Genomic DNA, 26440 nt, shown 5'->3' with positions numbered 1-26440 from the left:
CATGCTCCTGAAACTCCTCGGCCGGTACCTCCGGCCCCACTGGCGGCTCCTCGTCGGAGTCGTCGTGTTCCAGCTCGCGCAGTCGCTGCTCTCGCTCTGGCTGCCGACGCTCAACGCCGACATCACCGACAACGGCATCGCCAAGGGCGACACGGGCTACATCCTGATGGTCGGCGCCCAGATGCTCGGGGTGACCCTGGTGCAGGTGGCGTGCTCGATCGCCGCGGTCTACTTCGGCGCCAAGGTCGCGATGCGGGTCGGCCGCGACCTGCGGACGGCGATCTTCCACCAGGTGGGGGAGTTCTCGGAGCGCGAGGTCTCGCGGTTCGGGGCGCCCTCGCTCATCACCCGCAACACGAACGACGTGCAGCAGGTGCAGATGCTCGTGCTGATGACCTGCACCCTGCTGGTCTCCGCGCCGATCCTGGCGATCGGCGGCATCATCCTGGCGATGCAGCAGGACATCGAGCTCTCCTGGCTCATCGCGGTGAGCGTGCCCGTGCTGCTGATCGCGGTCGGCCTGATCATCTCGCGCATGGTGCCACTGTTCCGCCGCATGCAGGAGCGGATCGACCGCGTCAACCGCGTCCTCCGGGAGCAGCTGACCGGCATCCGCGTCATCCGCGCGTTCGTCCGGGAGGACGTCGAGACCGACCGGTTCGCGGTCGCCAACGACCAGGTCACCGAGACCGCACTCAAGGCCGGGCGGCTGTTCGCGCTGATGTTCCCGATCGTCATGCTGGTCCTGAACGTCTCCAGCGTCGCGGTCATCTGGTTCGGCGGCTTCCGGGTCGACGACGGATCGATGCAGATCGGCACGCTCACCGCCTTCCTCCAGTACCTCATGCAGATCCTCATGGGCGTCATGATGTCGACGATGATGGCGGTGCTCGTGCCCCGTGCGGCGGTGTGCGCCGACCGCATCAGCGAGGTCCTGGGCACCGAGGCGTCGGTGCGCGCCCCCGAGAACCCGGTGACCGAGCTGCCCGCCCACGGCACCGTCGAGTTCGTGGACGTCGGTTTCGCTTATCCCGGCGCCGAGCAGCCGGTGCTCAGCGATGTGACCTTCCTCGCCCGGTCCGGCGAGACGACGGCGATCATCGGCAGCACGGGTTCCGGAAAGACCACGCTGGTGAACCTCGTGCCGCGGCTCTTCGATGCCACGAGCGGTCTCGTCCTGGTGGACGGGGTGGATGCGGCCGAGCTCGACCCCGAGCTGCTCTGGTCGCGCATCGGCCTCGTCCCGCAGAAGCCGTACCTGTTCTCCGGGACGGTCGCCACCAACCTCCGCTACGGCAAGCCGGACGCGACCGACGAGGAGCTCTGGCACGCGCTCGAGGTCGCGCAGGCCGAGGACTTCGTCCGGGCGATGCCCGAGGGGCTGGACTCGCCGATCGCCCAGGGCGGCACCAACGTGTCCGGCGGTCAGCGGCAGCGCCTCGCGATCGCCCGCGCGCTGGTGAAGCGGCCCGAGATCTACGTCTTCGACGACTCGTTCTCGGCGCTCGACACCGCGACGGACGCCCGGCTGCGCGCGGCCCTCGCCCGCGACGTCGCCGACGCGACGATGATCGTGGTCGCCCAGCGCGTCTCCACCATCGTCGACGCCGACCAGATCATCGTGCTCGAGGACGGCCGCGTCGTCGGCCGCGGCACCCACGACGAGCTCGTCGAGAACAATCCGACCTACGCCGAGATCGTCTCGTCGCAGCTGACCGCGGAGGAGGCGGCATGAGCCAGGACACCGAAGACCGTCCGGCGCCCGCGCGCCCGCCCGTCCGGCGCGGCCCCGGCGGGGGCGGCCCGTTCGGCGGCATGGGGATGCCGGCGGAGAAGTCCCTGAACTTCGGCCCCTCCGCGCGGAGGCTGGCTAGCCGGCTGAAGCCGGAGCGGTGGGCGATCGTATTCGTCACCCTGCTCGCGGTGGTCAGCGTGTTCTTCGCCGTGCTCGGACCGAAGCTGCTCGGCAACGCGATCAACCTCGTCTTCGCCGGCGCGCTCTCGAAGCAGTTCCCGAGCGGCGAGACGCAGGCGCAGGTGATCGCCAAGCTGCGCGCGGACGGCCAGGGCCAGTTCGCCGACCTGCTCTCGGGCACGACGTTCACACCCGGCGCCGGCATCGATTTCGTCGCCGTCGGACACGTGCTGATGTGGGTGCTCGCGCTCTACATCGCCTCGTCCGTCTTCAGCTACCTGCAGGCCTACGTGCTGAACGGGGTGACCCAGCGCACGGTGTACCGGCTCCGTGAGGACGTGGAGGCGAAGATCCACCGCCTCCCGCTGACGTACTTCGACAAGATGCAGCGCGGCGAGCTGCTCAGCCGCGTCACGAACGACATCGACAACATCTCGCAGACGCTCCAGCAGACGATGAGCCAGCTGCTCACCTCCCTGCTCACGGTGGTCGGCGTGGTCGTGATGATGTTCGTCGTCTCGCCGCTGCTCGCGCTGATCGCGCTGATCACCATCCCCCTCACGCTGCTCGTGACCTCGCTGATCGCCAAGCGCTCGCAGAAGCTCTTCGTCGCGCAGTGGCGCAGCACCGGCGAGCTGAACGGCCAGATCGAGGAGGCCTTCACCGGGCACTCCCTCGTGAAGGTCTTCGGCCGTCACCGTGAGGTGGAGGCCCGGTTCGGCACGAAGAACGAGGAGATGTACGAGGCCAGCTTCGGCGCCCAGTTCATCTCGGGCATCATCATGCCGGCGATGATGTTCGTCGGGAACCTGATGTACGTCGCCATCGCCGTCGTCGGCGGCCTCCAGGTCGCGAGCGGCGCCATGCAGCTCGGCGACGTGACCGCCTTCATCCAGTACTCGCGCCAGTTCACCCAGCCGCTGACCCAGCTCGGGTCGATGGCGAACCTGCTGCAGTCCGGGGTGGCGAGCGCCGAGCGCGTGTTCGAGCTGCTCGACGCCGACGAGCAGTCCGCCGATCCCGAGCGGCCGCAGAGCCCCGAGGGCACCAAGGGCCGTCTCGCGTTCGAGGACGTCTCGTTCCGGTACAGCCCCGACAAGCCCCTCATCGACGATCTCTCGCTGGTGGCCGAACCCGGGCAGACGGTCGCGATCGTGGGCCCGACGGGTGCGGGCAAGACCACGCTCGTCAACCTGATGATGCGGTTCTACGAGCTGGACGGCGGGCGGATCACCCTCGACGGCGTCGACATCGCGGCGATGACCAGAAACGACCTCCGCAACCGGATGGGCATGGTGCTCCAGGACACCTGGCTGTTCAAAGGCACCATCCGCGACAACATCGCCTACGGCCGCCCGGGGGCGACCGAGGACGAGATCGTCGACGCCGCGAAGGCGACCTACGTCGACCGCTTCGTGCGCTCTCTGCCCGACGGCTACGACACCGTGCTGGACGACGAGGGCGGCAACATCTCGGCGGGGGAGAAGCAGCTGCTGACGATCGCGCGGGCGTTCCTCGCACGGCCGAGCGTGCTCATCCTCGACGAGGCCACCTCGTCGGTGGACACGCGCACCGAGCTGCTCGTTCAGAAGGCGATGAGCGCACTGCGGGCCGACCGCACCTCGTTCGTCATCGCCCACCGGCTGTCGACCATCCGGGACGCCGACCTCATCCTGGTCATGGAGGCCGGGAGCATCGTGGAGCAGGGCACGCACGCCGAGCTCCTCGCCCGGGGAGGCGCGTACTACACGCTCTACAACGCGCAGTTCGCGGCCCCTGCGGAGGAGGCCTAGAGCCGGGCGGCGACCGAGCGGACCAGCCAGAAGACGCCGTAGGCGATCAGCCCGAGCGCGATCAGCGCCAGGAGCACGGGGCCGAACGGCAGCCCGACGAGCGCCTTGAGGCTGCCGTCGAGCCCGCCGGCCTTCTGCGGGTCGTACGTGATCGCGCCGGCGACGACCAGGCCGCCGACGAGGATCAGCGCGATGCCCTTCGCGATGTAGCCCACACGTCCGAGCGTCTTCGTGATCCCGGCGATGGCGTTCGGCGGCAGGCGCAGGTCGCGCTCGAACCGATTCGTGATCCCGTTGCGGAGGAAGACGATGCCGCCCGCCACGATCCCGAGGCCGATGAGGGCGAGCACGAACACTCCGCCCGGCATGGCGAGGAGGCGCGCGCTCATCGTCTTCTCGGACGAGGACGCGTCGTGGCCTCCGCCGAGGGCGATCGAGGCGGCGACAACGGCGAGGAACCCGTAGACGACGCACTTGCCGAGCTCGGTGAGCCGCTTGCCAGCGCCCTGCACCGTGACGGCGACGAGGATTTGCCAGAGGGCGAGCACGACGAGCCCGGCGACGGCGAGCCAGACGACGAACAGGCCGCCCGGGACGGCGACGATCGCCTGCAGCGCGCCGGACTGGTCGGCGTCGCCCGTGCCGCCGAAGGCGATCGCGAGGGCGATGCCGCCGATCAGGATGTGGAGCAGGCCGATGGTGGCCAGCCCCACCCGGGCGAGGGCGCGCACGGCGGGGTTGCGTTCGGCTCGGGAGGCGGTTCGGGTCGGTGCGGTCATGAGGGGCACGGTACCCGCTCCGAGGCGGCAGCGGACGAGGGTCCCGCCGCCGCCGAAACTCAGGTACCGTAGATACTCGAGTCCGCCGCGCCGTCGCGCAGCGGCGCAATGTGAATAGAGGAGGCCGGCATGGACATCGACCTCAGCGTCTTGCGTCTCATGGAGCGCGAGAAAGAGATCCCGTTCGACGAACTGGTGCACATCATCGAGCAGGCGATCCTGACCGCCTACCTGAAGCACACCAACCAGGCCGAGCACAAGCACGGGCACGGCCACACCGACGAGGCCCCCGCCGCGCGTGTGCAGCTCGACCGCAAGACCGGCCATGTGACCGTCTACGTACCCGAGCTCGATGAAGAGGGCAACGTCATCGGTGAGGCCGAGGACAGCCCGAGCGACTTCGGCCGCATCGCCGCCTTCGCGGCCAAGCAGGTCATCAATCAGCGTCTGCGCGACATCGCCGACGACGCCGTGCTCGGCGAGTTCCGCGGCCGCGAGGGCGACATCGTCGCCGGAGTGATCCAGCAGGGCCCCAACCCGCGCATGATCCACGTCGACCTGGGCAGCGTGGAGGCCATCCTGCCGCCCGAGGAGCAGGTGCCCGGCGAGGAGTACACCCACGGCTCGCGCATCCGCGTGTACGTCACGAGCGTCGCGAAGGGCCCGAAGGGTCCGTCGATCACCGTCTCGCGCACGCACCCCGCGCTCGTCCGCAAGCTGTTCGCGCTCGAGGTGCCGGAGATCGCCAGCGGCGTGGTGGAGATCGTCTCCCTCGCCCGCGAGGCCGGTCACCGCACCAAGATCGCCGTCCGCGCGACCGAGCCCGGCGTGAACGCCAAGGGCGCCTGCATCGGCGAGCTCGGCCAGCGCGTCCGCGCCGTCACCGCCGAGCTGAACAGCGAGAAGATCGACATCGTCGACTATTCGCCCGACCTCGCGACCTTCGTCGCGAGCGCGCTCTCGCCGGCCAAGGTCACCAGCGCCTTCGTCATCGACGAGTCGCTGAAGGCGGTCCGCGCGCTCGTCCCCGACTACCAGCTGTCGCTCGCGATCGGCAAGGAGGGGCAGAACGCCCGCCTCGCCGCGAAGCTCACGGGCGCGAAGATCGACATCCAGCCGGACTCGATCCTCGATCGCGAGTAGGTGCGCGCCGGGTCACCGGGCGCGCGGGTGTAAGATGGAAGCTGTCAGAACGTGCGTCGGATGCCGTTCTCGCGCTCCCCGATCCTCTCTTCTGAGGGTCGTCGCCCGGAATTCGGAACTCGTGGTGGATCACTCCGCCACGCTCCCCGGGCGAGGCGCGTGGCTGCATCCGGTCGACGAGTGTCTCGACATCGCCCTCAAGCGGCGGGCCTTCGGGCGTGCGCTGAGGGTGGAGGGAGCACTCGACCCGACGGCCATCCGGGCCGCACTGAGAGAACAGGCTGAAGAACCAGTGACTTCACATGAGTGACAACCGATGAGCGGCTCGAAATGAGTTCCGTCCGCTACTAACGCCTGCCCTGTCCGGGGTGGGCCCCAGACAGGAGAATTGTGGCTGCAAAACCACGCGTACACGAGGTCGCGAGCGAGCTCGGCGTCGACAGCAAGGTCGCGCTCGCGAAGCTCAAGGAGATGGGCGAGTTCGTCAAGGGACCGTCCTCCAGCATCGAGCCCCCGGTCGCACGCAAGCTGCGTGCCGCCCTCGAGGCCGAAGGCTTCACCCCCGACAAGGCGGCTGCCGCCGCTCCCAAGGCGCCGGCTCCCGGCCCGCGCCCGGCCGCCCCGCGCCCGCAGGCCGCCGAGGCGGAGGCCGATTCCGGCGCTCCGAAGCCGCAGGCGCCGATGTCCGTCGCCGAGCGTCAGGCCGCTGCCGAGAAGGCCGCGGCTGAGAAGGCCGCTGCCGAGATGGCTGCGGCTCAGACCGCCACGGAGGCCGCGCCTCAGGCCGGCACGCCGGCCGACGGTCCGTCCGACGCGGTGAAGCCGTCGTCGGCTCCCCGTCCCGGCGGCAGCGCCGGCGGCAACAGCAGCATCCCGCGTCCCGGCGCCCCGCGTCCGGGCAACAACCCGTACTCGTCCAACCAGGGCATGGGCCAGCGCCCGAGCACCCCGCGTCCGGGCAACAACCCGTTCTCGAGCTCGCAGGGCATGGGCCAGCGTCCGACCCCCAGCAACATCCCGCGTCCGGCTCCGCCGCGTCCGGGCTCGCCGCGCATCGGCGCGCCGGGTCAGGGTGGCGGCCAGGGTCGTCCCGGCGGCAACCGCCAGGGCGGCGGCGCTCGTCCCGGCTTCCAGCAGCGCCCCGGCGGCGCTGGTGGCGGCGCGGGCTTCCAGCGCCCCGGCGGCGCACCGGGCACGGCCGGAGGCTTCTCCGGTCCCCGTCCGGGCGGTGGCGGCGGTCGCGGTCGTGGACCGGGCGGCGGCACGGCCGGCGCGTTCGGTCGCGGTGGCGGCAAGAGCAAGGCTCGCAAGTCGAAGCGCGCGAAGCGTCAGGAATTCGAGATGCGGGAGGCCCCGTCGCTGGGCGGCGTGTCCGTTCCCCGCGGCGACGGCGGCACGGTCGTCCGACTGCGTCGCGGCTCCTCGATCTCGGACTTCGCCGACAAGATCGACGCGAACCCCGCGTCGCTGGTCACCGTCCTCTTCCACCTGGGCGAGATGGCGACCGCGACCGAGTCTCTCGACGAGGCCACCTTCCAGATCCTCGGTGAGGAGCTGGGCTACAAGATCCAGGTCGTCTCCCCGGAGGACGAGGACAAGGAGCTCCTCGAGGGCTTCGACATCGACCTCGACGCCGAACTGGAGAACGAGTCCGACGAGGACCTCGAGATCCGCCCGCCGGTGGTCACCGTCATGGGTCACGTCGACCACGGTAAGACGCGACTGCTCGACGCCATCCGCAGCGCGAACGTCGTGGAGGGCGAGGCCGGCGGCATCACCCAGCACATCGGTGCGTACCAGGTGTGGACCGAGCACGAGAACATCGAGCGCGCCATCACCTTCATCGACACCCCTGGTCACGAGGCGTTCACCGCCATGCGTGCCCGTGGTGCGCAGGTGACCGACATCGCGATCCTCGTGGTCGCGGCCGACGACGGCATCATGCCGCAGACGGTGGAGGCGCTCAACCACGCCCAGGCGGCCGGTGTGCCGATCGTGGTCGCGGTCAACAAGATCGACAAGCCCGAGGCCAACCCGGCCAAGGTGCGCCAGCAGCTGACCGAGTTCGGTCTGGTCGCCGAGGAGTACGGCGGCGACGTCATGTTCGTCGACGTCTCCGCGCGGAACAACATCGGCATCCAGGACCTCCTGGACGCGGTGCTGCTCACCGCCGACGCCGGTCTCGACCTGCGTGCGAACCCGAACAAGGACGCCCGCGGTGTCGCGATCGAGGCCAAGCTCGACAAGGGCCGCGGTGCGGTCGCGACCGTGCTCATCCAGTCCGGAACGCTGCGCGTCGGCGACGCGATCGTCGCCGGCACCGCCTACGGCCGCGTGCGCGCCATGGCGGACGAGAACGGCGACCCGGTCTTCGAGGCCGCCCCGTCGCGTCCGGTCCAGGTGCAGGGTCTCTCCAGCGTCCCGCGCGCCGGTGACACCTTCCTCGTCACCGAGGAGGACCGCACCGCGCGTCAGATCGCCGAGAAGCGCGAGGCCGCCGAGCGCAACGCGCAGCTGGCGAAGGCCCGCAAGCGCATCTCGCTCGAGGACTTCACCCGCGCTCTGGAAGAGGGCAAGGTCGAGGCGCTCAACCTCATCATCAAGGGCGACGTGTCCGGTGCCGTGGAGGCGCTGGAGGAGTCGCTCATGAAGATCGAGGTCGACGACTCGGTGTCGCTGCGCATCCTGCACCGCGGCGTCGGTGCGATCACCGAGTCGGACATCGACCTGGCGACCATCGACAACGCGATCGTGATCGGCTTCAACGTCCGCCCGGACGTCAAGGCCCGCGAGCGCGCTGCCCGCGAGGGTGTCGACGTGCGCTTCTACTCGGTCATCTACAACGCGATCGAGGACATCGAGAACTCGCTCAAGGGCATGCTGAAGCCCGAGTTCGAAGAGGTCCAGTCGGGTGTGGCCGAGATCCGCGAGGTGTTCCGCTCCTCCAAGTTCGGCAACATCGCCGGTGTCATCGTCCGGTCCGGAACGATCACGCGCAACGCCAAGGCGCGCGTCATCCGCGACGGCGTCGTGGTGGGGGACAACCTCGCCATCGAGTCGCTGCGCCGGTTCAAGGACGACGTCACCGAGGTGCGTACGGACTTCGAAGCCGGTATCGGCCTCGGCAAGTACAACGACATCCAGATCGGCGACGAGATCGAGACGACCGAGCTTCGCGAGAAGCCCCGCGTCTAGATCGATGCTCAGAAGGCCCGGCGGTTCATCCGCCGGGCCTTCCGGCTTCGCCACCACTGCGGAACGAAGGAGAAGCACTCATGGCCGACCCGGCACGCGCGAGGAAGCTCGCCGACAGAATCAAGGTCATCATCGCCAAGCGGCTCGACCGCGGTCTGCGCGATCCCCGTCTCGGTTTCGTGACGATCACGGACGTCCAGGTGACGGGTGACCTGCAGCACGCGACCGTGTTCTACACGGTCTACGGCACCGACGAGGAGCGCGAGGGCACGGCGGCGGCCCTCAAGGCCGCGACCGGCCTGCTCCGCACCGAGGTCGGCAAGAACATCACCGCCCGGCTGACGCCGACGCTGGAGTTCCAGCTCGACGCCATCCCGGAGAACGCCGCGCACATCGAGGACCTGCTCCGCGAGGCGCGCGAGCGCGACACTGCGGTGGCGGGGCTGGCGGCCGGTGCCGTTTACGCCGGCGACGAGGACCCGTACGTCAAGCCGCGCGACCTCGACGACGAAGACGACGAGGCCGACGAAGAGGAATGACCCGGCGCATGCCGCCGGAGACTACTCTGGCGGCATGTACGCCGTCTCGTTCTACGAGCCCGACCCGGACGCCGGGCAGGAGCATTTCGCTCGCCTCGTCGAGGCCTACCCACGGCATCGCGCGTATCTGGACGCGTTCGCCGAGACCGGCGACGTGGTGATGATCGGGACGTTCGGCGACGCGGCGAACGAAGGATCCATGGCGATCTTCCGCACCCGTGAGGCTGCCGAACGCTTCATCGCCGGGGACCCCTTTGTCATGGAGGGCCTGGTGAAGCGCGCCCGCGTGCTCGATTGGGATCCGCTCGTCTTCGCCGAGCGCTGATCGGTTAGGGGAGCGTGTAGCCGCCCTGCGCTTCGACGGCCAGGCCGTCGGCCAGGAGGCCCGCCAGTGCGCGGTCCCGCTGGGCCGCGTCGGGCCAGACGCCATCGAGCTCGGCTGCGGTCACCGGGATGTGCGACGCGCGCAGCTCGGCCATGATGAGTCCGCGCACCTGGCGGTCGCTGCCCTCGTACTTCTTCTGCACGGCTTTGCGCGGTCCCACGTAGGCCGGATAGCCGGCCGCCCGCCAGGCGCACGTCGCTGCGAGAGGACACACGTCGCAGCGCGGGGTGCGGGCGACGCACACGATCGCGCCGAGCTCCATCATGCCGGCGTTGAAGGCGGCCGCAGCCGGTCGATCGTCCGGGAGCAGAGCCTCCATCGCCGCGAGGTCGCGCCGCGCGCTCGGCGGACCGGGCTCACCCTGCCCCTCGACGGCGCGGGCGATCACGCGCCGAATGTTCGTGTCGACGACGGGATGCCGCTCGCCGTATGCGAAGACCGCAACGGCGCGGGCGGTGTAGTCGCCGATACCGGGGAGGGCGAGCAGCTCGGTCACGTCGTCGGGCACCACCCCGCCGTGCCGCTCCGTGATCGCGACCGCCGCGGCGTGCAGCCAGAGGGCGCGGCGCGGATAGCCGAGGGACTGCCAGGCGCGCACGGCCTCGCCGGGCGGCACGGCGGCGAGGTCGGCCGGGGTGGGCCAGCGCTCCAGCCACTCTTCGAGGCGCGGGATGACGCGGATCACCGGCGTCTGCTGCAGCATGAACTCGCTGACCAAGGTGCCCCAGGCGGTGAAGCCGTCGCGGCGCCACGGCAGGTCGCGGCGGTTGGCGTGGTACCAGTCGACGACGGTCTCGGCGAAGGTGTCACGCATCCTTCGAGGGTAGTGCCAGGGCGGTCGGCCTATGCTCGGGGCATGAGACTCCCGCCGACCCCGCGCGTGCTGCTCCTCCGGGAGGTGGTGGGGGCGATCCGTGCGGCGTCTCCGCTCGGCCGGGTCGTCGTCGCGGTGGACGGCGGCGGAGGCACGGCTGCCTTCGCCGACGATCTGGCGGAGGTGTTCCGCGAGGCGGGCGTTGACACGTTCCGCGCCTCCATCGGCGACTTCCACCGCTCGCGTGCCGCGCGGACGCGCCTCGGACCGGAGACGCCCGAGGACTACTACCGGTCGTCGTTCGACTATGTGACGCTGCGTCGGGTGCTGCTCGACCCGTTCCGCATGGCGGGGAGCGCCGGGTTCCAGACCGCGGCGTTCGACGAGGTGCGGGATCAGCCGGTCGAGAGCAGCTGGGAGACGACGGGCCCGGATGCCGTGCTCGTCATCGACGGCGAGTTCCTGCTGCGACCCGAGCTGCGCGGCGAATGGAGCGCGTCGGTGCTGCTGGTGAACGCGCCCGAGTGGGAGCTGTACGAGCGGGAGGCGCGGCCGGCCGAGGTGGCGGACATCCTGGTGGACGACTCCGACCCGGAGCATCCGGTGCGCGTGGCCCGCTGACGTCTCAGCGCTGCAGCAGCGGGCGGAGGCGCACGGCGACCGCCTCCGGCGGGATGAAGGCGCCGGAGCTCTCGACCTCGTGCACGAGCGCGGTGAGCGCGGCATTCACCGGGGCCGCGCGACCGATGGCCGCCGCCTCGGCCACGACGGCGCCGTTCAGGTAGTCGATCTCGCTGCGCTGTCCGCGCCGGATGCTCTGCAGCGTCGAGCCGGGGTTGGGCGTCGCGCCCATCCGCCGCCTCATGAGCAGCGGCACGGCCTGCGCGGCCCAGCGGGGGGCGCCGGCGACGAAGCGCAGGATGCGGTGATCGAGGCCCTGGATGCTGCCGTAGTGGATGCCGCGATCGAGGCCGACGCGCGTCGCCTCCTGCATGCTCGCGGTGATGACGGCCCGCAGCCTCTGGTCGCCGAGTGTCTCCTGCGCGCTGAGGCCGGTGATCGCGGGCATCGCGTTGACCTGGTTGACGATGAGCTTGGTCCACTGGCAGCCCGTGAAGTTCTCGACGGCGAAGGCGGGCATCGCGGCGTCGAGGATGCGCGCGGCCTCCACGGCGGCGGCGGGAGGGGGTCCGTCGCCCGCGCCGAGGTAGGTGTTGGCGGTCGTGGTCACGGTGATGCGGCCGGGGGAGAGGTAGCTGGAGGCGTAGAGGGCAAGGGCGCCCACGCAGTTCGCATCCGGTAGCAGCTCGACCGCCTGGCGCAGACCGGCGAGGCCGTTCTGGACGACGACGACGGTGATGCCGTGCAGAAGATGCGCGTTCTCCTCGATGGCGGCGCGGGCGTCCTGCGCCTTCGTGCAGAGGAAGACCAGCTCGGGCGCGGTCTGCAGCGTCTCGGCCGCCTCAACGCGGGCGATGTGCTCGCCCCAGCCGCCGTCGAGGCGGAGCCCGTCCGCGCGGATGGCCGCGAGGTGGTCGCCGCGGGCGGTCACCTCGACGAGATGTCCGACGCGGTCGAGCAGCGCCGCGACGGCGCCGCCGATCGCTCCTGCTCCGATGACGCCGATCCGCACGACGTCCAGCCTACGACGAGTGCGTCGGTCGGACGGCGTGCGGATCGGTGGTCGGCGATCGGAACGGTCAGGCGATCGGGATGGCCGTGGGGGCGTCGACCGGCGCGCTGGCGGATCCCGACGCGGTGTCCTCCGCCTCGTGGTCGGTGGCGGCCGCTGCCAGACGCGCGGCGAGTCGGCGCCCCGGCAGGGCGAGCGCGAACACGGCGGCGAGGGCGAGTACGGCCGCGCCGACCCACACCGCCGGGATGGCCGCGTCCACGTAGCCGGTCGGGGTCAGGGTGCCGCCCGCTCCCGTGAACACCGCGGTGAGGACCGCGACGCCGAGGGCGACGCCGATCTCGCGCAGGGTGGAGTTCGTTCCGGACGCCTTCGCGTGATCGGCCGGGCGCATGTTCGCGAGGACGGCGGTCGAGCTCGGGGCGAAGACCAGCCCCATCCCGATGCCGGCGAGCAGGAACGGCGGCCAGATCTCGGAGTAGGCGACGGTGGCGGAGAGGGTCAGGGCGATCCAGCCCATCGAGACCGTGAGCAGCACGAGTCCGACGACGATGGGCAGGCGGGTGCCGGTCCGCGACGAGACGAGACCGGTCAGCGGAGCGACGATCATCGGGGCGAGCGTCCACGGCATCGTCATGACGCCGGCCTCGAGGGGCGTGTGCCCCTGCACCACCTGGAGGAACTGGATCAGGATGAACACGGCCCCGAAGATCCCGAAGCTGAACGTCATGCCGACGAGGTTCGCCGTGGTGAAGCTGCGGTCGCGGAAGAGGCGCAGGGGGAGGAGCGGAGCCGGCGTGCGCGACTCCCAGAGCACGAACGCCACCAGCAGCACGCCGCCGCCGATGAGGGAGATGAGCACCTCCGCGCTGTCCCAGCCCGCGTCGTTGCCGCGGACGATGCCGTAGACCAGTCCGAAGACGCCGGGGGCGGCGAGCAGCAGGCCGACGATGTCGGAGCGCACGCGGGCGCCGAAGCTGTTGGGCAGGGCGAGGAGCACCAGTGGCACGGCGATGACGCCGAGCGGGACGTTCAGCCAGAAGATCGCCTGCCAGTTCCATCCCTCGACGACGGCACCGCCGATGAGCGGGCCGAGCGCGACGCCGAGGCCGGAGATCCCGCCCCAGATGCCGATGGCGGCCGGGCGGAGGCGTGCGCTCACGCTGCCGGCGAGCAGGGTGAGGGACAGCGGGAGGAGCGCTGCGGCCCCGGCGCCCTGCACGGCGCGCGCCGTGATGAGCATCCACGGTTCGGTCGCGAGGGCCGCCGCCGCGCTGGAGAGGGTGAAGACGACGATGCCGCCGAGGAAGACGCTGCGGCGGCCGAAACGGTCGCCCAGGCCGACGGCCATCAGCATGAGCGTCGCGAAGCTGAGCGTGTAGGCGTTGACGACCCACTGGAGCTCCTCGATCGAGGCGCTGAGGTCGTGGGCGATCACGGGGAGGGCGCTCGTGACGACGAGGTTGTCCAGGGTCGCCATGAACATCGGCAGCGAGGCCGCCACGATGGCGAGCCACACCGGGATGCGGCGGCCCGCGATGGTGCGGGCCGGTGCGGAGTCTGTTGCGGTCATGGGGCGGGCTTCCTGTTCGCGGATCGGGTACCGGATTTATGTTGTAATCGAATGATTACTCCGCACTTTAGTAATCGACTGATAACCTGTCAAGCGTGACGGACAAGATCAGCGAGCGGATCCCCTCGGCCGAGCGCCGGGAGCAGATCCTCGGCGCCGCGGGCCGCGTGTTCGGCGAACGCGGCTACTTCGGCGCGACCACCGACCAGATCGCCAAGGCGGCCGGCATCAGCCAGCCCTACGTGGTGCGGATGTTCGGCGGCAAGGAGAACCTCTTCGTCGAGGTGCTCGGCCGCGCGCTCGACACGCTGCTCGTCGCCTTCACCGAGACGATCGGGGAGTGGAACGCCCAGGGCCGCCCGGCCGGTGACAACGAGAGCGAGCGCAAGGAGATCAGCCGCCGCCTCGGGCTCACGTACGTCAACCTGATCGAGGACCGCGGCATCCTCCTCTCCCTGATGCAGGCGTTCGGGATGGGCCACGACCCCGTCATCGGCGGCAAGGCGCGCGCCGGCTTCATCGCGATCTACCGCATGCTCCGCGAGGACGCCGGATTCGAAGCAGACGAGGCGCGATCGTTCCTGGCCGAGGGGATGCTGCTGAACACCCTCCTGGGCCTGCGCCTGCCCGACGAGTACGGCGACGACCCGTGCGCGACCGAGCTGCTCGAGAGCACGTTCCGCACCAAGCTCCAGCTCGTGCTCGACACCACCGGGGCCGACGCGTGACCGGCAGCGGTCTGCTCCTGGTCGACAAGCCCGGCGGCATGACGAGCCACGACGTCGTCTCACGGGTGCGACGCCTCGCCGGGACCCGCAAGGTCGGCCACGCCGGGACGCTGGACCCGATGGCGACCGGCCTCCTCATCGTCGGCGTGAACTCCTCCACCCGGCTCCTCACCTACGTCGTCGGTGCCGACAAGGAGTACTTCGCGACCATCCGCCTCGGCTCCACGACCACGACCGACGACGCGGAAGGCGACGAGACCGCCCGCGCCGATGCCGAGGAGATCGCCGCGGTCGAGGGCGCTGCGATCCGCGCCGGGATCGCCGAGCTGACGGGCGAGATCCAGCAGGTGCCGAGCGCCGTCAGCGCCATCAAGGTCGACGGCAAGCGCGCCTACGCCCGCGTCCGCGCGGGGGAGGAGGTCGTGCTCGAGCCGCGTGCGGTCACCGTGAGCGAGTTCGAGCTCCTCGAGGAGCGGCGCTCGGCCGACGCGATCGACCTGGACGTGCGCGTCGTGTGCTCGTCCGGCACCTACATCCGCTCGCTCGCCCGCGACCTCGGCGCCGGACTCGGGGTCGGCGGCCACCTGACCGCCCTCCGCCGCACCCGCGTCGGCGACTACGACGTGCGCGACGCCCACGACCTCGATACGCTCGACCCGGAGACGGCGCTGCTGCCGGCGGTGGACGCGGCCACGGCGCTGTTCGAGCGCCTCGACCTCACCGAGCAGCAGGCGATCGACCTGACGCACGGCCGCCGCATCCACCTCGCCGACCGGGAAGGACCGGGCGGCGTCCCGGTCGCCGCCGTCGCGCCGACCGGCCACCTGGTAGGGCTCGTCGAGTTCCGCGGAAAGGAAGCGCGCACCCTCGTGAATTTCCCGACGGACGAGATCGCCACGGCATGATCGAGTGGTTCACCACGGTCCAGGTGATCGTCGCCTGCGTCGCCGGCCTCCTGTGCCTCGTGCTCGGCTTCGCCGGTCGCGTGCCGAACGACCTCACGATGGGCGCCGTCGCGCTGGTGGAGCTGCTGCTGATCGCCCAGCTCGTCGTCACGATCGTGTCGCCCGCGGTCGGGAACGAGCCGAGCGGCAGCCTCCCCGAGTTCTACATCTACCTGATCTCCGCGCTCATCCTCCCGGCCGCCGGCGGTTTCTGGGCCCTCATCGAGCGCAACCGCTGGAGCACGGTCATCCTGGGCGGCGTCTGCCTCGCCATCGCCGTCATGGTGTACCGGATGGGGCAGATCTGGTTCGTGCAGGGCGCCTGAGCCCGCGCGCGCCGCGAGCTCGCCGCGGACGCGAATAGAATCGTCTTCGATGTCTCCCCTCACCGAGTCCGCGAGCGAGCGCGTGCAGCGCCCGTCGAAGCGGCGCATCTCCGGCATCGGCCGGGTGCTCGTCTTCGTCTACGGCGTGCTGGCGCTCGCCGCCACCGGCCGCAGCGTCTTCCAGATCATCGACCGCTTCGACGAGGCGCCCGTCGCCTTCACGCTCTCCGCCGTCGCCGCCGTCGTCTACATCGTCGCCACGATCGCCCTCGTCGCGCCCGGCCGCGTCTGGTACCGGGTCGCGTGGATCACGATCACCTTCGAGCTGGTCGGCGTGCTGGTCATCGGCTCGCTGAGCCTGTTCGCCCCCGAGACCCTCGGGCTGCACGACGTCGACCCGTTCGGCCGTGACGCCACGGTCTGGTCCGTCTACGGGATGGGCTACCTGTTCATCCCGCTCGCGCTGCCGATCCTCGGCCTGATCTGGCTGCGCGGCCACCGCCCCCGGACGGACGCCTCGTGAAGGTCTTCCGTTCCGTCGAGGAGGTGCCGGACGGCTTCGGCCCGAGCGCGGTCACGATCGGCAAGTTCGACGGCGTGCATTCCGGCCACCGCGCGGTCATCGGCCGACTGCGGCAGGTCGCGGCCGACCGCGGGCTCACCGCCGCCGTGATCACCTTCGACCGCAACCCGCTCGAGCTGATCGCCCCTGAGAAGTGCCCGGCCTCGCTGGTGAGCAACGGGCAGAAGCTCGACCTGCTCTCCGGCACCGGCATCGACGCGACCCTGATGGTCGCCTTCGACCAGGCGCTCGCCGCCCTCGAGCCGGAGGAGTTCGTCCACCGCATCCTGGTCGACCGGCTGCACGCCGCCGAGGTGCTCGTCGGCAGCGACTTCCGCTTCGGCCACCGCGGCGCCGGCGACGTGCGCCTGCTGCGCGAGCTGGGGGAGAAGTACGGCTTCGCGGTCGAGCTGATCGATGACGTGCGGCCCGAGCACGGCCGGCGCGTCTCCTCCACCTGGATCCGCGAGCTCCTCGCCGACGGCGATGTCGCGCACGCCGCCGAGCTGCTCGGCCACATACCGACCCTGCGCGGCGTCGTCGTGCACGGGGCGGCCCGCGGCCGCGAGCTCGGCTACCCGACGGCCAACCTCTCGCCGGAATCCGAGGGGCTCATCCCGGCCGACGGCGTCTACGCCGGCTGGCTGACGGACGGCGACGAGACCTATCCCGCCGCCATCTCGGTCGGCAACAACCCGACCTTCGAGGGCGTGCCGCACAAGCAGGTCGAGGCCTACGTGCTCGACCGCGAGCTCGACCTCTACGGCCACTGCGTCGAGGTCTCGTTCGTGGAGCGCATCCGCGGCATGGTCGCCTATCAGGGCGTCGAACCGCTGATCGCCCAGATCGCCGACGACGTCGAGAAGGCGCGCGGCATCCTCTCGGCCGAGCCCGCGTGAGCGCCCCCGCGCCCGGTGCGCGGCCGCTCTGGCACGGGCGCGCCATCGCGCTCATCGGCATCCTGCTCGTCGCCGCGAACCTCCGCACCGCCGTCGCCGCCCTGTCGCCGATCTACGCCGAGATCCGCACCGAGTTCCCGGTCAGCAGTCTGGGCGTCGGGCTGCTCGGGATGCTGCCGCCGATCTGCTTCGCCGTGTTCGGTCTGATCGCGCCGACGTTCACCCGCCGGCTCAGCCTCGAGGCCGTGATGCTGAGCGCCCTCGGCGTCATGCTGGCCGGGCACCTGCTGCGCGCCTCGGCGCCGTCCTTCGTCGTGCTCGCGCTCGGCTCCGCCCTCACCTTCGCGGGCATGGGTGTCGGGAACGTGCTGCTGCCCCCGCTGGTCAAACGCTACTTCCCGGACCGCATCGGACTCGTCACGTCGCTCTACGCGACCGTGATGTCGGTGAGCACATTGCTGCCACCGCTCATCGCGGTGCCGGTCGCCGACGCGGCGGGCTGGCACGTCTCGGTCGGGATGTGGGCGGCCGTCAGTCTGCTCGCCGTGCTGCCGTGGCTGCGCATCCTGATCTCGCACCGCCCGTCGCATCCCGCGCACGACGTGGAGGTGGAGGGCGCCCCGCCCGCCATGGTCGGGAAGGTCTGGCATTCGCCGCTGGCCTGGGCGATGGCGATCGTCTTCGCCGTCTCGAGCCTGAACGCGTACGCGATGTTCGCCTGGCTGCCGCAGATCCTGCACGACGTCGCGGGCACGCCACCGGCGGAGGCGGGAGCATTGCTCTCCGTGTATGCCGGGATGGGCATCCCGGCCGGACTGCTGGTGCCCCTGCTCGCCGCGCGGCTGCGCAGCGTCGCCGGGCTGATCTACCTCGCCGTCGCGTTCTTCGTCGCCGGGTACCTCGGGCTGATCCTCGCGCCGGGCGCCGCCACCTGGCTGTGGGTGACGTTCGCCGGGCTCGGCCCGCTGCTCTTCCCGCTGGTGCTCGTGCTGATCAACATGCGCACGCGCACGCACGCCGGGTCGGTCGCGCTGAGCGGCTTCACGCAGGGAGTCGGCTACACGCTGGGCGCGCTCGGTCCGCTCGTCGTCGGCCTCCTGCACCAGACGACGGGCGCCTGGACCGTCCCGCTCATCGTCCTCACGGTGACGGCGCTCGCGGCCGCGGCCGCGGGGGCGGTCGTCGCGCGTCCGCGCGCGCTCGAAGACCGCTGACCCGCACCGAGACGGCGGAAGGCTCCGCTAGGCGGGGAGCAGGTTCGCGCGGTGGATGAGGGCTGCCGCTCCGATGAGCGGACCCTCGGACGAGAGCGCCGACGGGACGATGCGCACCTTGCGCACGAACGGGAAGTAGTGCTTCTCGATGACCTCGCGCATGTGCGTGAAGAGGTCGGGAGTCGAGTGCGAGAAGCCGCCGCCGATCGCGACGAGCTCAAGGTCGAGTAGGGCGGTCGCGGAGGCGATGGCGTGGCCGACCGCGCGCCCGGTGCGGGCGATCGCGTGCCGGGCGACCTCGTCGCCGGCGGCATAGGCCGCGGCGAGCTCCTCGCCCGTCGTGCCCGTGAAGCCGTGCTTCTGCGCCCAGGCGACCGTGTGCGGGCCGGAGGCCATGGCCTCCAGTGCGTACGGGTTGCCGAAGGTGTCCTCGCCGCGGATGTCGCCGACCTCCACGTGCCCGATGTGCCCGGCATTGCCGGTCGGGCCGGTGATGACCCGGCCGCCGACGATGAGGCCGCCGCCGATGCCGGTCGAGATGACCATCCCCATGACGTTGTCGACGCCCTGGGCCGCGCCGACCCAGTGCTCGGCCATCGTGATCGCGACGCCGTCCATCTCGAGCGTCACCGGGACGTCGAGGCCGGCGGAGCGGACCTCCGTCCCGATGAAGTCGCGCATGGGGTAGTCGCGCCAGTGCGGAACGTTGAGCGGCGAGACCAGGCCGCGGACGCGGTCGATCGGTCCGGCGCAGCCGATGCCGACGCCGACGATCTCCGCCCCCTCGGGGAGGGAGGCGAGCGCGTCGTGCACGACACCGCCGACGGAGGCCTCCAGATCGTCGACCGTCGCGGTGCGGCCGGTCGGGCGGCGGAAGCGGGAGTCGGGCACGAGCCGGCCATCGGCGTCGACGAGCGCCGCCTCGACCTTCGTGCCGCCGAAGTCGACGGCGAGAGCGAGGGGTGTGGACACGACCATTACCCTAGACGATCCCCTCCTGCTCATTTGAGCAACGCGTGCGCAAAGGTTGCTCACGTCTTAGGCTGTGAACGTGGCCCTGAACGATACCGACGAGATCCTCGCCGTCAAAGCCGCAGAGCTGTACTACGAGGCGGGCAAGACGCAGGACGAGATCGGCGTCGCCCTCAACGTGAGCCGATGGAAGGTCGGCCGGCTCCTGGTGGCGGCGCGCGAGCACGGCTTCGTGCGCATCGAGATCGTGCATCCGAGCGCCAGGCGGTTCTCCCTCGAGCGTGAGCTGTGCGGCTTCTACGGCCTGGAGGACGCGGTCGTCGTCCCCGCCGCGGAGACCGAGTCCGAGACGCAGGCGCGCGTCGCGCAGGCCGCAGCGGACTACCTCACCACCCTCCGTCCCGTGCCGCGGACGCTCGGAGTCAGCTGGGGCCGCACGCTGCACGCGGTCGCCGCCCGGCTGCGCCCGGGCTGGGCCGTCGGCGTCAACCCCGTGCAGATCAACGGCAGCGTGTCCAGCACCCGCCAGGCGACGGCGGCGGCCGACACCGCGGTCGTCATCGCGCGCAAGGCGCAGGGCACCGCGACACTGCTGCCGAGCCCCGCGATCTTCGAGCACGCGGCTACTCGCCGCGCGATCGAGGCCGACCGCTCGGTGCAGTCCGTGCTCGACCTCGCGCGCGGCGCGAGCGCCTTCCTCTTCAGCGCGGGTGTCGTCGACACCAGCTCCGTCCACGTCGACTCCGGCTACCTCTCCCCGGAGGACGTCACCGGCCTGGCGGACAAGGGTGCCGTCGGCGACGTCGTCGGCCGGTTCATCACCGGCACCGGCGAGGTCGCCGATCCCGAGCTCGACGGCCGCACCCTCGGCCTCTCGCTCGAAGAGCTGCGGAACGCGCGCACGAGCATCGCCGTCATCGCGGGCGAAGCCAAGCACCGGGTCGCGCACGCCGTCGTCGCGAGCGGCCTGTGCACCACCATCATCACCGACGAAGCCACCGCGAACGACCTCCTCGGCCGCAGCCAGCCGGGCTCGTGAGCAGAACCAGTAAGGAATGACGTGACCATCGAAACCACCGTCCCGCCCGTGCGCACGCTCGCGCCGGCGGCACGTGCCGTCGAGGTGCTCGGCGGCGACCTCACCGAGGCGTCCCTGCGGCGCTACCTGAACGGCATCCCGGGTGTCGACGCCGTCGGGCTCGAGCAGCGGGCGGCGGGCCTCGGCACGCGCTCCATCAAGACCACCAGCAAGCGCTGGGCGCTCGACAAGATCATCGAGCTCATCGACCTCACCACCCTCGAGGGGGCCGACACCCCCGGCAAGGTGCGCTCGCTCGTCGCGAAGGCGCTCACGCCGGACGCCGGCGACCCGTCGACGCCGCGCCCCGCCGCCGTCTGCGTGTACGGCGACATGGTGCCGTACGCCGTCGAGGCGCTCGGCTCGTCCCACGCCGAGGCCCCGGCCGGGGTCGCCGTGGCCGCCGTGGCGACCGCGTTCCCGAGCGGACGCGCCTCCCTCGCGGTCAAGCTGGCCGACACCGCCGACGCGGTCGCGGCCGGCGCGGACGAGATCGACATGGTCATCGACCGCGGCGCCTTCCTCTCGGGCCGTTACGGCCTCGTGTTCGACGAGATCGTCGCGGTGAAAGAGGCCTGCCGCCGCACCGACGGCAGCTACGCCCACCTCAAGGTCATCCTCGAGACCGGCGAGCTCAACACGTACGACAACATCCGCCGCGCGTCGTGGCTGGCGATCCTCGCCGGGGGCGACTTCATCAAGACCTCCACCGGCAAGGTCTCCCCGGCGGCGACGCTGCCCGTCACCCTCCTGATGCTGGAGGTCGTGCGCGACTGGCACCGGCTCACCGGCGAGGAGATCGGCGTGAAGCCCGCGGGCGGCATCCGCTCCTCGAAGGACGCGATCAAGTACCTGGTGACCGTCGCCGAGACGGTCGGCGAGCACTGGCTGCAGCCGCACCTCTTCCGCTTCGGCGCGTCGAGCCTCCTGAACGACGTGCTCCTGCAGCGCCAGAAGCTCGCGACCGGGCACTACTCCGGCGCCGACTACGTGACGATCGACTGACGAAAGCAGACCCAGAATGAGTTTCCTCGAATACGCTCCGGCCCCGGAGTCGCGGTCGATCCTCAGCCTCCGCGACGAGTACGGCCTCTTCATCGACGGCGAGTTCGTCGCCGGCCACGGCACTCCGTTCCAGACCATCTCCCCGGCGACGGAGGAGCGCATCGCCACGATCGCGACCGCCGACACCTCCGACGTGGACGCGGCCGTCGCCTCCGCCCGCCGCGCCTACGAGAAGGTCTGGTCGCGGATGAGCGGCACCGACCGCGGCAAGTACCTGTTCCGCATCGCCCGCCTCGTCCAGGAGCGCGCCCGCGAGCTGGCCGTCGCCGAGAGCCTCGACAACGGCAAGCCGATCAAGGAGAGCCGGGATGTCGACGTCCCGCTCGTCGCCGCCTGGTTCTTCTACTACGCGGGCTGGGCCGACAAGCTGGAGCACGCCGGTCTCGGCCCCGCGCCCCGCGCGCTCGGCGTGGCCGCGCAGGTCATCCCGTGGAACTTCCCGCTGCTGATGCTCGCGTGGAAGATCGCGCCCGCGCTGGCCGCCGGCAACACCGTCGTGCTGAAGCCCGCCGAGACCACGCCGCTGACGGCGCTGCTCTTCGCCGAGATCGTGCAGCAGGCGGGCCTGCCCGCCGGTGTCGTGAACATCGTCACCGGCGCGGGGGAGACCGGCCGCGACCTCGTCGCCCACCCGGACGTGAACAAGGTGGCGTTCACCGGCTCCACCGCCGTCGGGCGCGAGATCGCCCGCTCCGTCGCGGGCACCGACAAGAAGCTCACGCTGGAGCTCGGCGGCAAGGCGGCCAACATCGTCTTCGACGACGCGCCGATCGACCAGGCCATCGAGGGCATCGTCAACGGCATCTTCTTCAACCAGGGCCACGTGTGCTGCGCGGGCAGCCGCCTCCTGGTGCAGGAGAGCATCCACGACGAGGTCGTCGACCGGCTGAAGAGCCGCCTCTCGACGCTTCGCCTGGGCGACCCGCTCGACAAGAACACCGACATCGGCGCGATCAACAGCGCCGAGCAGCTGCAGCGCATCCGCGAGCTCTCCGACATCGGGGAGGCCGAGGGCGCCGAGCGCTGGACCGCCGACTGCGCCATCCCCGAGAACGGGTTCTGGTTCGCTCCGACGATCTTCGACAACGTGTCGACGAGCCACCGGATCGCCCGCGAGGAGGTCTTCGGACCGGTCCTCTCGGTGCTGACCTTCCGCACGCCCGCCGAGGCGATCGCCAAGTCGAACAACACGCCGTACGGCCTCTCCGCCGGCATCTGGAGCGACAAGGGCAGCCGCATCCTCGCGGTCGCCGACAAGCTCCGGGCCGGTGTGATCTGGGCCAACACGTTCAACCGGTTCGACCCGGCGAGCCCGTTCGGCGGGTACAAGGAGTCCGGCTACGGGCGCGAGGGAGGCCGTCACGGCCTCGGCGCGTACCTCGTGCCGGGCCGCGCGCTGCCGGCCGCCGTCACCTCCTCCTCCACCCGCTCGACCCGCAAGGGAGCCACGAAATGAGCCGCCTGGCCGTGCCGAAGACCTACAAGCTCTACATCGGCGGGAAGTTCCCGCGCAGCGAGTCCGGCCGCACCTACGAGGTGCTCTCGGCCTCCGGCGCGTTCCTGGCGAACGCTGCCCAGGGCTCCCGCAAGGACGCCCGGGATGCCGTGGTCGCCGCCCGCGCCGCGGTCTCGGGCTGGGCCGGTGCCACCGCGTACAACCGCGGACAGGTGCTCTACCGCATCGCGGAGCTGATGGAGGGTCGCCGGGCGCAGTTCGTCGACGAGATCCAGAACGCCGAGGGCGTCTCCGCCGCTGCGGCGGGGGCGCAGGTCGACGAGGCCATCGACCGCTGGGTCTGGTACGCCGGCTGGGCCGACAAGTTCGCGCAGGTGGTGGGCAACGCCAACCCGGTCTCCGGGCCGTACTTCAACATCTCCGTGCCGGAGCCGACCGGTGTCGTCGCCGTCATCGCGCCGCAGGACTCCAGCCTGCTCGGCTTCGTGAGCGCCGTCGCCCCCGCGCTCGTGGCGGGCAACGCCGTCGTCGTGGTCGCCAGCGAGCGCTTCCCGCTCTCGGCGATCAGCCTGAGCGAGGTGCTCGCGACGAGCGACGTCCCCGGCGGCGTGGTCAACATCCTCACCGGGGCCCCGGCGGAGATCGCGCCCTGGCTCGCGTCGCACGCCGACGTCAACGCGCTCGACCTCGTCGGTGCGGGCGCGCTGGAGTGGGTCGACCTGCAGATCGCCGCCGCGGAGACGCTCAAGCGCGTCCTCACCCCCGAGAACGGGCCGGACGCCGCTGCGCCCTCGCTCGACCGCATCGCGTTCTTCACGGAGACGAAGACCGTCTGGCACACCAAGTCGCTGGTCTGAGCGCGCCGGCCTCCCCGACCCCCTCGCCTCCTCGCCCGATCTGGGGGAGGATGGAGGGAGCCGGGGAGGATGGTACGGATGCCGGAGGAATGGGAAACGGGGCGAGGCCCGCTCGCCCTCATCGGAGACAGCCTGACGCAGGGCGGTGACTGGGCGGCTCTGCTGCCCGGCGAGACCGTCTGGAATTTCGGCGTCGCCGGAGACACGACGGACGACGTGCTCGCACGTCTCGACGATGTGATCGGTTCGGGGCCGGCGACGGTGGCCCTGCTGATCGGGACGAACGATCTGGCCTGGCGGCGCTCGGCCGAGCATGTGGTCCGCAACGTCGAGACCGCGCTCGTGACGATCCGCAAGGAGCTGCCGGAGGCGCGCATCCTGGCGCAGTCCGTGCTGCCGCGGGGTGCCGAGTTCGCTGATCAGATCAAGGACATCAACCGGCACCTCTGGCAGTTCGCGCCGACGGTGCACGCCGGCTGGCTCGACCTGTGGCCGGCCATGGCGGTCGAGGACGAGCTGAACCCGGCCTTCACCGAGGACCGGCTGCACCTGAACGCGGAAGGCTACCGGGTGTGGGCGAGCGAGCTCATCCCGGCGCTCGAAGTCGTGCGGGAGCTGCCGCCATCGACCCGGGCGATCGAGCTGCCGGACCTCGGCGGGGCGGCCTAGGCGCCTCGGCCCGCGTCAGCTGGAGCGCAGCAGCAGCGCGTAGACGTCGATGCCGCGCAGCCAGGTGCGCACGTGGATGCGCTCGTCGCGCGCGTGTAACGTCCCGCGCTCCTCGGTGCTCATCTCGAACGGGGTGAACCGGTAGACGGTGTCGCCGATGGCGGTGAAGTGCCGGCTGTCGCTCGCCCCGAGCATGATGTACGGCGTCACGATCGCGTGCGGATGGACCTGCGCGAGCGCTCCCGCGACGCGATCCCACTCCGCTCCCTCGCTCGGTGAGACCGGAGAGGGCTCGCTCGCGTCGACGGCCTCGATGCGCACCTGCGGGTCGCGGACGGCGCGCCGGATGTGCTCCATCGTCTCGGCGACCGTCGAGCCGACGGCGATGCGGACGTTCACGATCGCCTCCGCCGTCTCGGGCAGCGCGTTGGCGGCCAGGCTGCCGCGCAGCTGGGTGACCGCCGTGGTCGTGCGGACGATGGCGCGGGTCTCGTCGCTCAGCCGGCCGAAGCCGGCGCGGAGCAGCGGCTGGAGCCGTCGCGCCCGGGTGAAGACGGCGCGCAGCGGTCCGGAGGCGTGGGCGCCGAGCGTCTCCACCATTTGCAGATTCGTCTCGGTGAGGCGGGCCGGGAAGGGCTTGGCGTTGAGTCGCGTAATGGCGCGGGCGAGGCGCACGGTGGCGGTCATCTTCGGGGGAGTGGAGGCGTGGCCCCCGTGCTGCTCGACCGTGAGCCGCACGGAGGTGATGCCCTTCTCGCTCACGCCGACGACCGCGATGGGGCGCGCGACGCCGGGGAAGATGCGCTCCACGATCGCGCCGCCCTCGTCGAGCACGAGCGCCGGGCGGATGCCGCGCTCGCGGAGCGCCGCCACGATCGTCTGCGCACCCGTGCCGACCGTCTCCTCGTCGTGGCCGAAGCTCAGGTAGACGTCCTCGGTCGGGGTGAAGCCCTCGCCGAGCAGACGCTCCGCGGCCTCCAGGATCGCCACGACGGCGCCCTTGTCGTCGAGGGTCCCGCGGTTCCACAGCACCCGGCCGTCTCCGGTGCCGGTGATCTCTGCCGCGAACGGCGGGTGCTGCCAGCCCTCGTCGGTGGCGGGGACGACGTCGTAGTGCCCCATCAGGATCGTCGGGCGGCCGGTCGGCGCGCTCCCGGCCCAGCGGTAGAGAAGGGAGTGGCCGTGCTGCTCGCGCTCGAGCGCGGCGTGCACGGCGGGGTAGAGCCCGGGCAGCGCCGCGATGAACGCGTCGAACGCCGCCCAGTCGGTCAGTTCGACGTCGTTGCGCGACATCGTCGGGATGCGCAGGAGGGTGCGGAACCGGTCGAGCGCGGCGTCCTCGCGCGCCGCCACCGGCGCCTGGTCGACGGCGCTCACTCGCCGGCTGCCGCGCGGAACGCCGCCAGGGCCTCATCGCTGAAGAGCACGAAGCGCACGAGCTCGACGGAGCCGACACCGGAGGAGAGCACGGCGCGCACGGTGCTGACGGCGATGCGTGCGGCATCCTCCATCGGCCAGCCGTAGACCCCTGCCGACACGGCGGGGAAGGCCACGGTCACCGCTCCCAGCTCGCGTGCGACGCGCAGGGAGGAGCGGTACGCGTTCTGGAGCAGGGGAGTGCGATCCTCGGCGTCGGTCCAGACCGGGCCGACGGTGTGGATGACCCACTGCGCGGGCAGGTCGCCCGCCGTGGTGGCGACGGCCTGGCCGGTGGGCAGCCCGTCGGGCAGCGTCGTCGCGCGCAGCTCGCGGCAGGCGTCGAGGATGGCGGGGCCGCCGCGGCGGTGGATGGCGCCGTCGACACCGCCCCCGCCGAGCAGGGAGCTGTTGGCCGCGTTGACGATCGCGTCCACGGCCTGGTCGGTGATGTCTCCGCGGACGATCTCGATGGGGTCCGTCAT

Annotated in this window: 26 protein-coding genes; 19 read left to right on the top strand and 7 right to left on the bottom strand. The window is 71.1% G+C overall.

From position 1 onward, the window contains the following. Position 1: 1 nt before the first annotated feature. Both HNR14_RS01055 and HNR14_RS01050 read left to right on the top strand, forming a co-directional pair. On the top strand, positions 2 to 1735 hold the full coding sequence (locus tag HNR14_RS01055; RefSeq protein ID WP_179699428.1) for an ABC transporter ATP-binding protein: 1734 nt from the start codon (positions 2 to 4) through the stop codon (positions 1733 to 1735). Further along, a complete protein-coding gene (locus tag HNR14_RS01050; protein ID WP_179699427.1) occupies positions 1732 to 3708 on the top strand; it encodes an ABC transporter ATP-binding protein in 1977 nt (658 codons plus the stop codon). The genes HNR14_RS01055 and HNR14_RS01050 overlap by 4 nt, the downstream gene beginning before the upstream one ends. On the opposite strand, the gene HNR14_RS01045 is transcribed toward HNR14_RS01050, so the two are convergent. After that, on the bottom strand, positions 3705 to 4487 hold the full coding sequence (locus HNR14_RS01045) for a DUF1206 domain-containing protein (RefSeq protein WP_179699426.1): 783 nt from the start codon (positions 4485 to 4487) through the stop codon (positions 3705 to 3707). The two genes, HNR14_RS01050 and HNR14_RS01045, sit on opposite strands and share 4 nt — an antisense overlap. A gap of 129 nt (positions 4488 to 4616) precedes the next feature. Here HNR14_RS01045 and nusA point away from each other — a divergent pair, with 129 nt between their 5' ends. The 5 genes from nusA (at position 4617) to HNR14_RS01020 (ending at position 9689) form a co-directional block, all read left to right on the top strand. After that, entirely contained in the window at positions 4617 to 5630 is a 1014-nt protein-coding gene (nusA, locus tag HNR14_RS01040) for a transcription termination factor NusA (RefSeq protein WP_179699425.1), read from the top strand. Between the two features lie 34 nt (positions 5631 to 5664). Further along, positions 5665 to 5940: a YlxR family protein gene (locus tag HNR14_RS01035; protein ID WP_081703873.1), complete on the top strand. Its 276-nt coding sequence runs from the start codon at positions 5665 to 5667 to the stop codon at positions 5938 to 5940. Between the two features lie 80 nt (positions 5941 to 6020). Then, positions 6021 to 8825: a translation initiation factor IF-2 gene (infB, locus tag HNR14_RS01030; protein WP_179699424.1), complete on the top strand. Its 2805-nt coding sequence runs from the start codon at positions 6021 to 6023 to the stop codon at positions 8823 to 8825. Positions 8826 to 8905: 80 nt separating this feature from the next. Beyond that, a complete protein-coding gene (gene rbfA, locus HNR14_RS01025; RefSeq protein WP_179699423.1) occupies positions 8906 to 9364 on the top strand; it encodes a 30S ribosome-binding factor RbfA in 459 nt (152 codons plus the stop codon). Positions 9365 to 9398: 34 nt separating this feature from the next. After that, on the top strand, positions 9399 to 9689 hold the full coding sequence (locus HNR14_RS01020; protein WP_179699422.1) for a YciI family protein: 291 nt from the start codon (positions 9399 to 9401) through the stop codon (positions 9687 to 9689). A 4-nt stretch (positions 9690 to 9693) separates the two neighbouring features. Here the strand turns inward: HNR14_RS01020 and HNR14_RS01015 are convergent, their stop codons facing one another. Beyond that, complete coding sequence (locus HNR14_RS01015; RefSeq protein WP_179699421.1) at positions 9694 to 10563, bottom strand: HhH-GPD family protein; 870 nt, start codon at positions 10561 to 10563, stop codon at positions 9694 to 9696. A gap of 42 nt (positions 10564 to 10605) precedes the next feature. Here HNR14_RS01015 and HNR14_RS01010 point away from each other — a divergent pair, with 42 nt between their 5' ends. Beyond that, positions 10606 to 11184: a nucleoside/nucleotide kinase family protein gene (locus HNR14_RS01010; RefSeq protein ID WP_179699420.1), complete on the top strand. Its 579-nt coding sequence runs from the start codon at positions 10606 to 10608 to the stop codon at positions 11182 to 11184. Positions 11185 to 11188: 4 nt separating this feature from the next. Here the strand turns inward: HNR14_RS01010 and HNR14_RS01005 are convergent, their stop codons facing one another. Both HNR14_RS01005 and HNR14_RS01000 read right to left on the bottom strand, forming a co-directional pair. Further along, positions 11189 to 12196, bottom strand: a complete 1008-nt coding sequence (locus tag HNR14_RS01005) for a 2-dehydropantoate 2-reductase (RefSeq protein ID WP_179699419.1) — start codon at positions 12194 to 12196, stop codon at positions 11189 to 11191. Between the two features lie 67 nt (positions 12197 to 12263). Then, positions 12264 to 13769: a DHA2 family efflux MFS transporter permease subunit gene (locus HNR14_RS01000; protein ID WP_246311501.1), complete on the bottom strand. Its 1506-nt coding sequence runs from the start codon at positions 13767 to 13769 to the stop codon at positions 12264 to 12266. Positions 13770 to 13864: 95 nt separating this feature from the next. Here HNR14_RS01000 and HNR14_RS00995 point away from each other — a divergent pair, with 95 nt between their 5' ends. Genes HNR14_RS00995 through HNR14_RS00970 form a run of 6 tightly spaced genes read left to right on the top strand, consistent with a single transcriptional unit; the run spans position 13865 to position 18442 of the window. Next, positions 13865 to 14497, top strand: coding sequence for a TetR/AcrR family transcriptional regulator (locus HNR14_RS00995; RefSeq protein ID WP_021763417.1), 633 nt, complete (start codon positions 13865 to 13867; stop codon positions 14495 to 14497). Further along, positions 14494 to 15402 carry a tRNA pseudouridine(55) synthase TruB gene (gene truB / locus HNR14_RS00990; protein ID WP_179699418.1) on the top strand — a complete coding sequence of 303 codons (909 nt, stop codon included), beginning with the start codon at positions 14494 to 14496 and terminating at the stop codon, positions 15400 to 15402. The genes HNR14_RS00995 and truB overlap by 4 nt, the downstream gene beginning before the upstream one ends. Beyond that, the gene (locus tag HNR14_RS00985; protein ID WP_179699417.1) at positions 15399 to 15767 is read left to right on the top strand and encodes a hypothetical protein; all 369 of its coding nucleotides are present in this window, start codon (positions 15399 to 15401) and stop codon (positions 15765 to 15767) included. Before truB ends, HNR14_RS00985 begins: the two co-directional genes overlap by 4 nt. Positions 15768 to 15816: 49 nt before the next feature. After that, positions 15817 to 16290 carry a hypothetical protein gene (locus tag HNR14_RS00980; protein ID WP_179699416.1) on the top strand — a complete coding sequence of 158 codons (474 nt, stop codon included), beginning with the start codon at positions 15817 to 15819 and terminating at the stop codon, positions 16288 to 16290. Next, positions 16287 to 17228, top strand: a complete 942-nt coding sequence (locus HNR14_RS00975) for a bifunctional riboflavin kinase/FAD synthetase (protein WP_179699415.1) — start codon at positions 16287 to 16289, stop codon at positions 17226 to 17228. The genes HNR14_RS00980 and HNR14_RS00975 overlap by 4 nt, the downstream gene beginning before the upstream one ends. Further along, on the top strand, positions 17225 to 18442 hold the full coding sequence (locus HNR14_RS00970; protein ID WP_179699414.1) for an MFS transporter: 1218 nt from the start codon (positions 17225 to 17227) through the stop codon (positions 18440 to 18442). Before HNR14_RS00975 ends, HNR14_RS00970 begins: the two co-directional genes overlap by 4 nt. Before the next feature lie 27 nt (positions 18443 to 18469). Here the strand turns inward: HNR14_RS00970 and HNR14_RS00965 are convergent, their stop codons facing one another. After that, on the bottom strand, positions 18470 to 19414 hold the full coding sequence (locus HNR14_RS00965; protein ID WP_343064381.1) for an ROK family protein: 945 nt from the start codon (positions 19412 to 19414) through the stop codon (positions 18470 to 18472). Positions 19415 to 19493: 79 nt separating this feature from the next. Between HNR14_RS00965 and HNR14_RS00960 the strand changes: the two genes are divergently transcribed. From HNR14_RS00960 to HNR14_RS00940, 5 genes are all read left to right on the top strand, one after another. Further along, positions 19494 to 20453 (top strand): sugar-binding transcriptional regulator, encoded by a 960-nt coding sequence (locus tag HNR14_RS00960; RefSeq protein WP_179699412.1) that lies wholly within the window; start codon positions 19494 to 19496, stop codon positions 20451 to 20453. 21 nt (positions 20454 to 20474) lie between these two features. After that, the gene (gene deoC, locus HNR14_RS00955; protein WP_179699411.1) at positions 20475 to 21497 is read left to right on the top strand and encodes a deoxyribose-phosphate aldolase; all 1023 of its coding nucleotides are present in this window, start codon (positions 20475 to 20477) and stop codon (positions 21495 to 21497) included. Positions 21498 to 21513: 16 nt separating this feature from the next. Next, positions 21514 to 23013, top strand: coding sequence for an aldehyde dehydrogenase family protein (locus HNR14_RS00950; protein WP_179699410.1), 1500 nt, complete (start codon positions 21514 to 21516; stop codon positions 23011 to 23013). Beyond that, the gene (locus HNR14_RS00945) at positions 23010 to 23870 is read left to right on the top strand and encodes an aldehyde dehydrogenase family protein (RefSeq protein WP_179699409.1); all 861 of its coding nucleotides are present in this window, start codon (positions 23010 to 23012) and stop codon (positions 23868 to 23870) included. Before HNR14_RS00950 ends, HNR14_RS00945 begins: the two co-directional genes overlap by 4 nt. A gap of 78 nt (positions 23871 to 23948) precedes the next feature. After that, entirely contained in the window at positions 23949 to 24539 is a 591-nt protein-coding gene (locus HNR14_RS00940) for a GDSL-type esterase/lipase family protein (RefSeq protein WP_179699408.1), read from the top strand. Positions 24540 to 24554: 15 nt separating this feature from the next. Here the strand turns inward: HNR14_RS00940 and HNR14_RS00935 are convergent, their stop codons facing one another. Both HNR14_RS00935 and HNR14_RS00930 read right to left on the bottom strand, forming a co-directional pair. Further along, entirely contained in the window at positions 24555 to 25916 is a 1362-nt protein-coding gene (locus HNR14_RS00935; protein ID WP_425485014.1) for a M20/M25/M40 family metallo-hydrolase, read from the bottom strand. Continuing rightward, positions 25913 to 26440: an O-acetyl-ADP-ribose deacetylase gene (locus tag HNR14_RS00930; RefSeq protein ID WP_179699407.1), complete on the bottom strand. Its 528-nt coding sequence runs from the start codon at positions 26438 to 26440 to the stop codon at positions 25913 to 25915. The genes HNR14_RS00935 and HNR14_RS00930 overlap by 4 nt, the downstream gene beginning before the upstream one ends.

This window comes from Leifsonia naganoensis (assembly GCF_013410615.1).
Lineage (GTDB): Bacteria > Actinomycetota > Actinomycetes > Actinomycetales > Microbacteriaceae > Leifsonia > Leifsonia aquatica.
The sequence above is the reverse complement of the archived record's forward strand: the minus strand, read 5'-3'. Positions and strand labels throughout refer to the sequence as shown.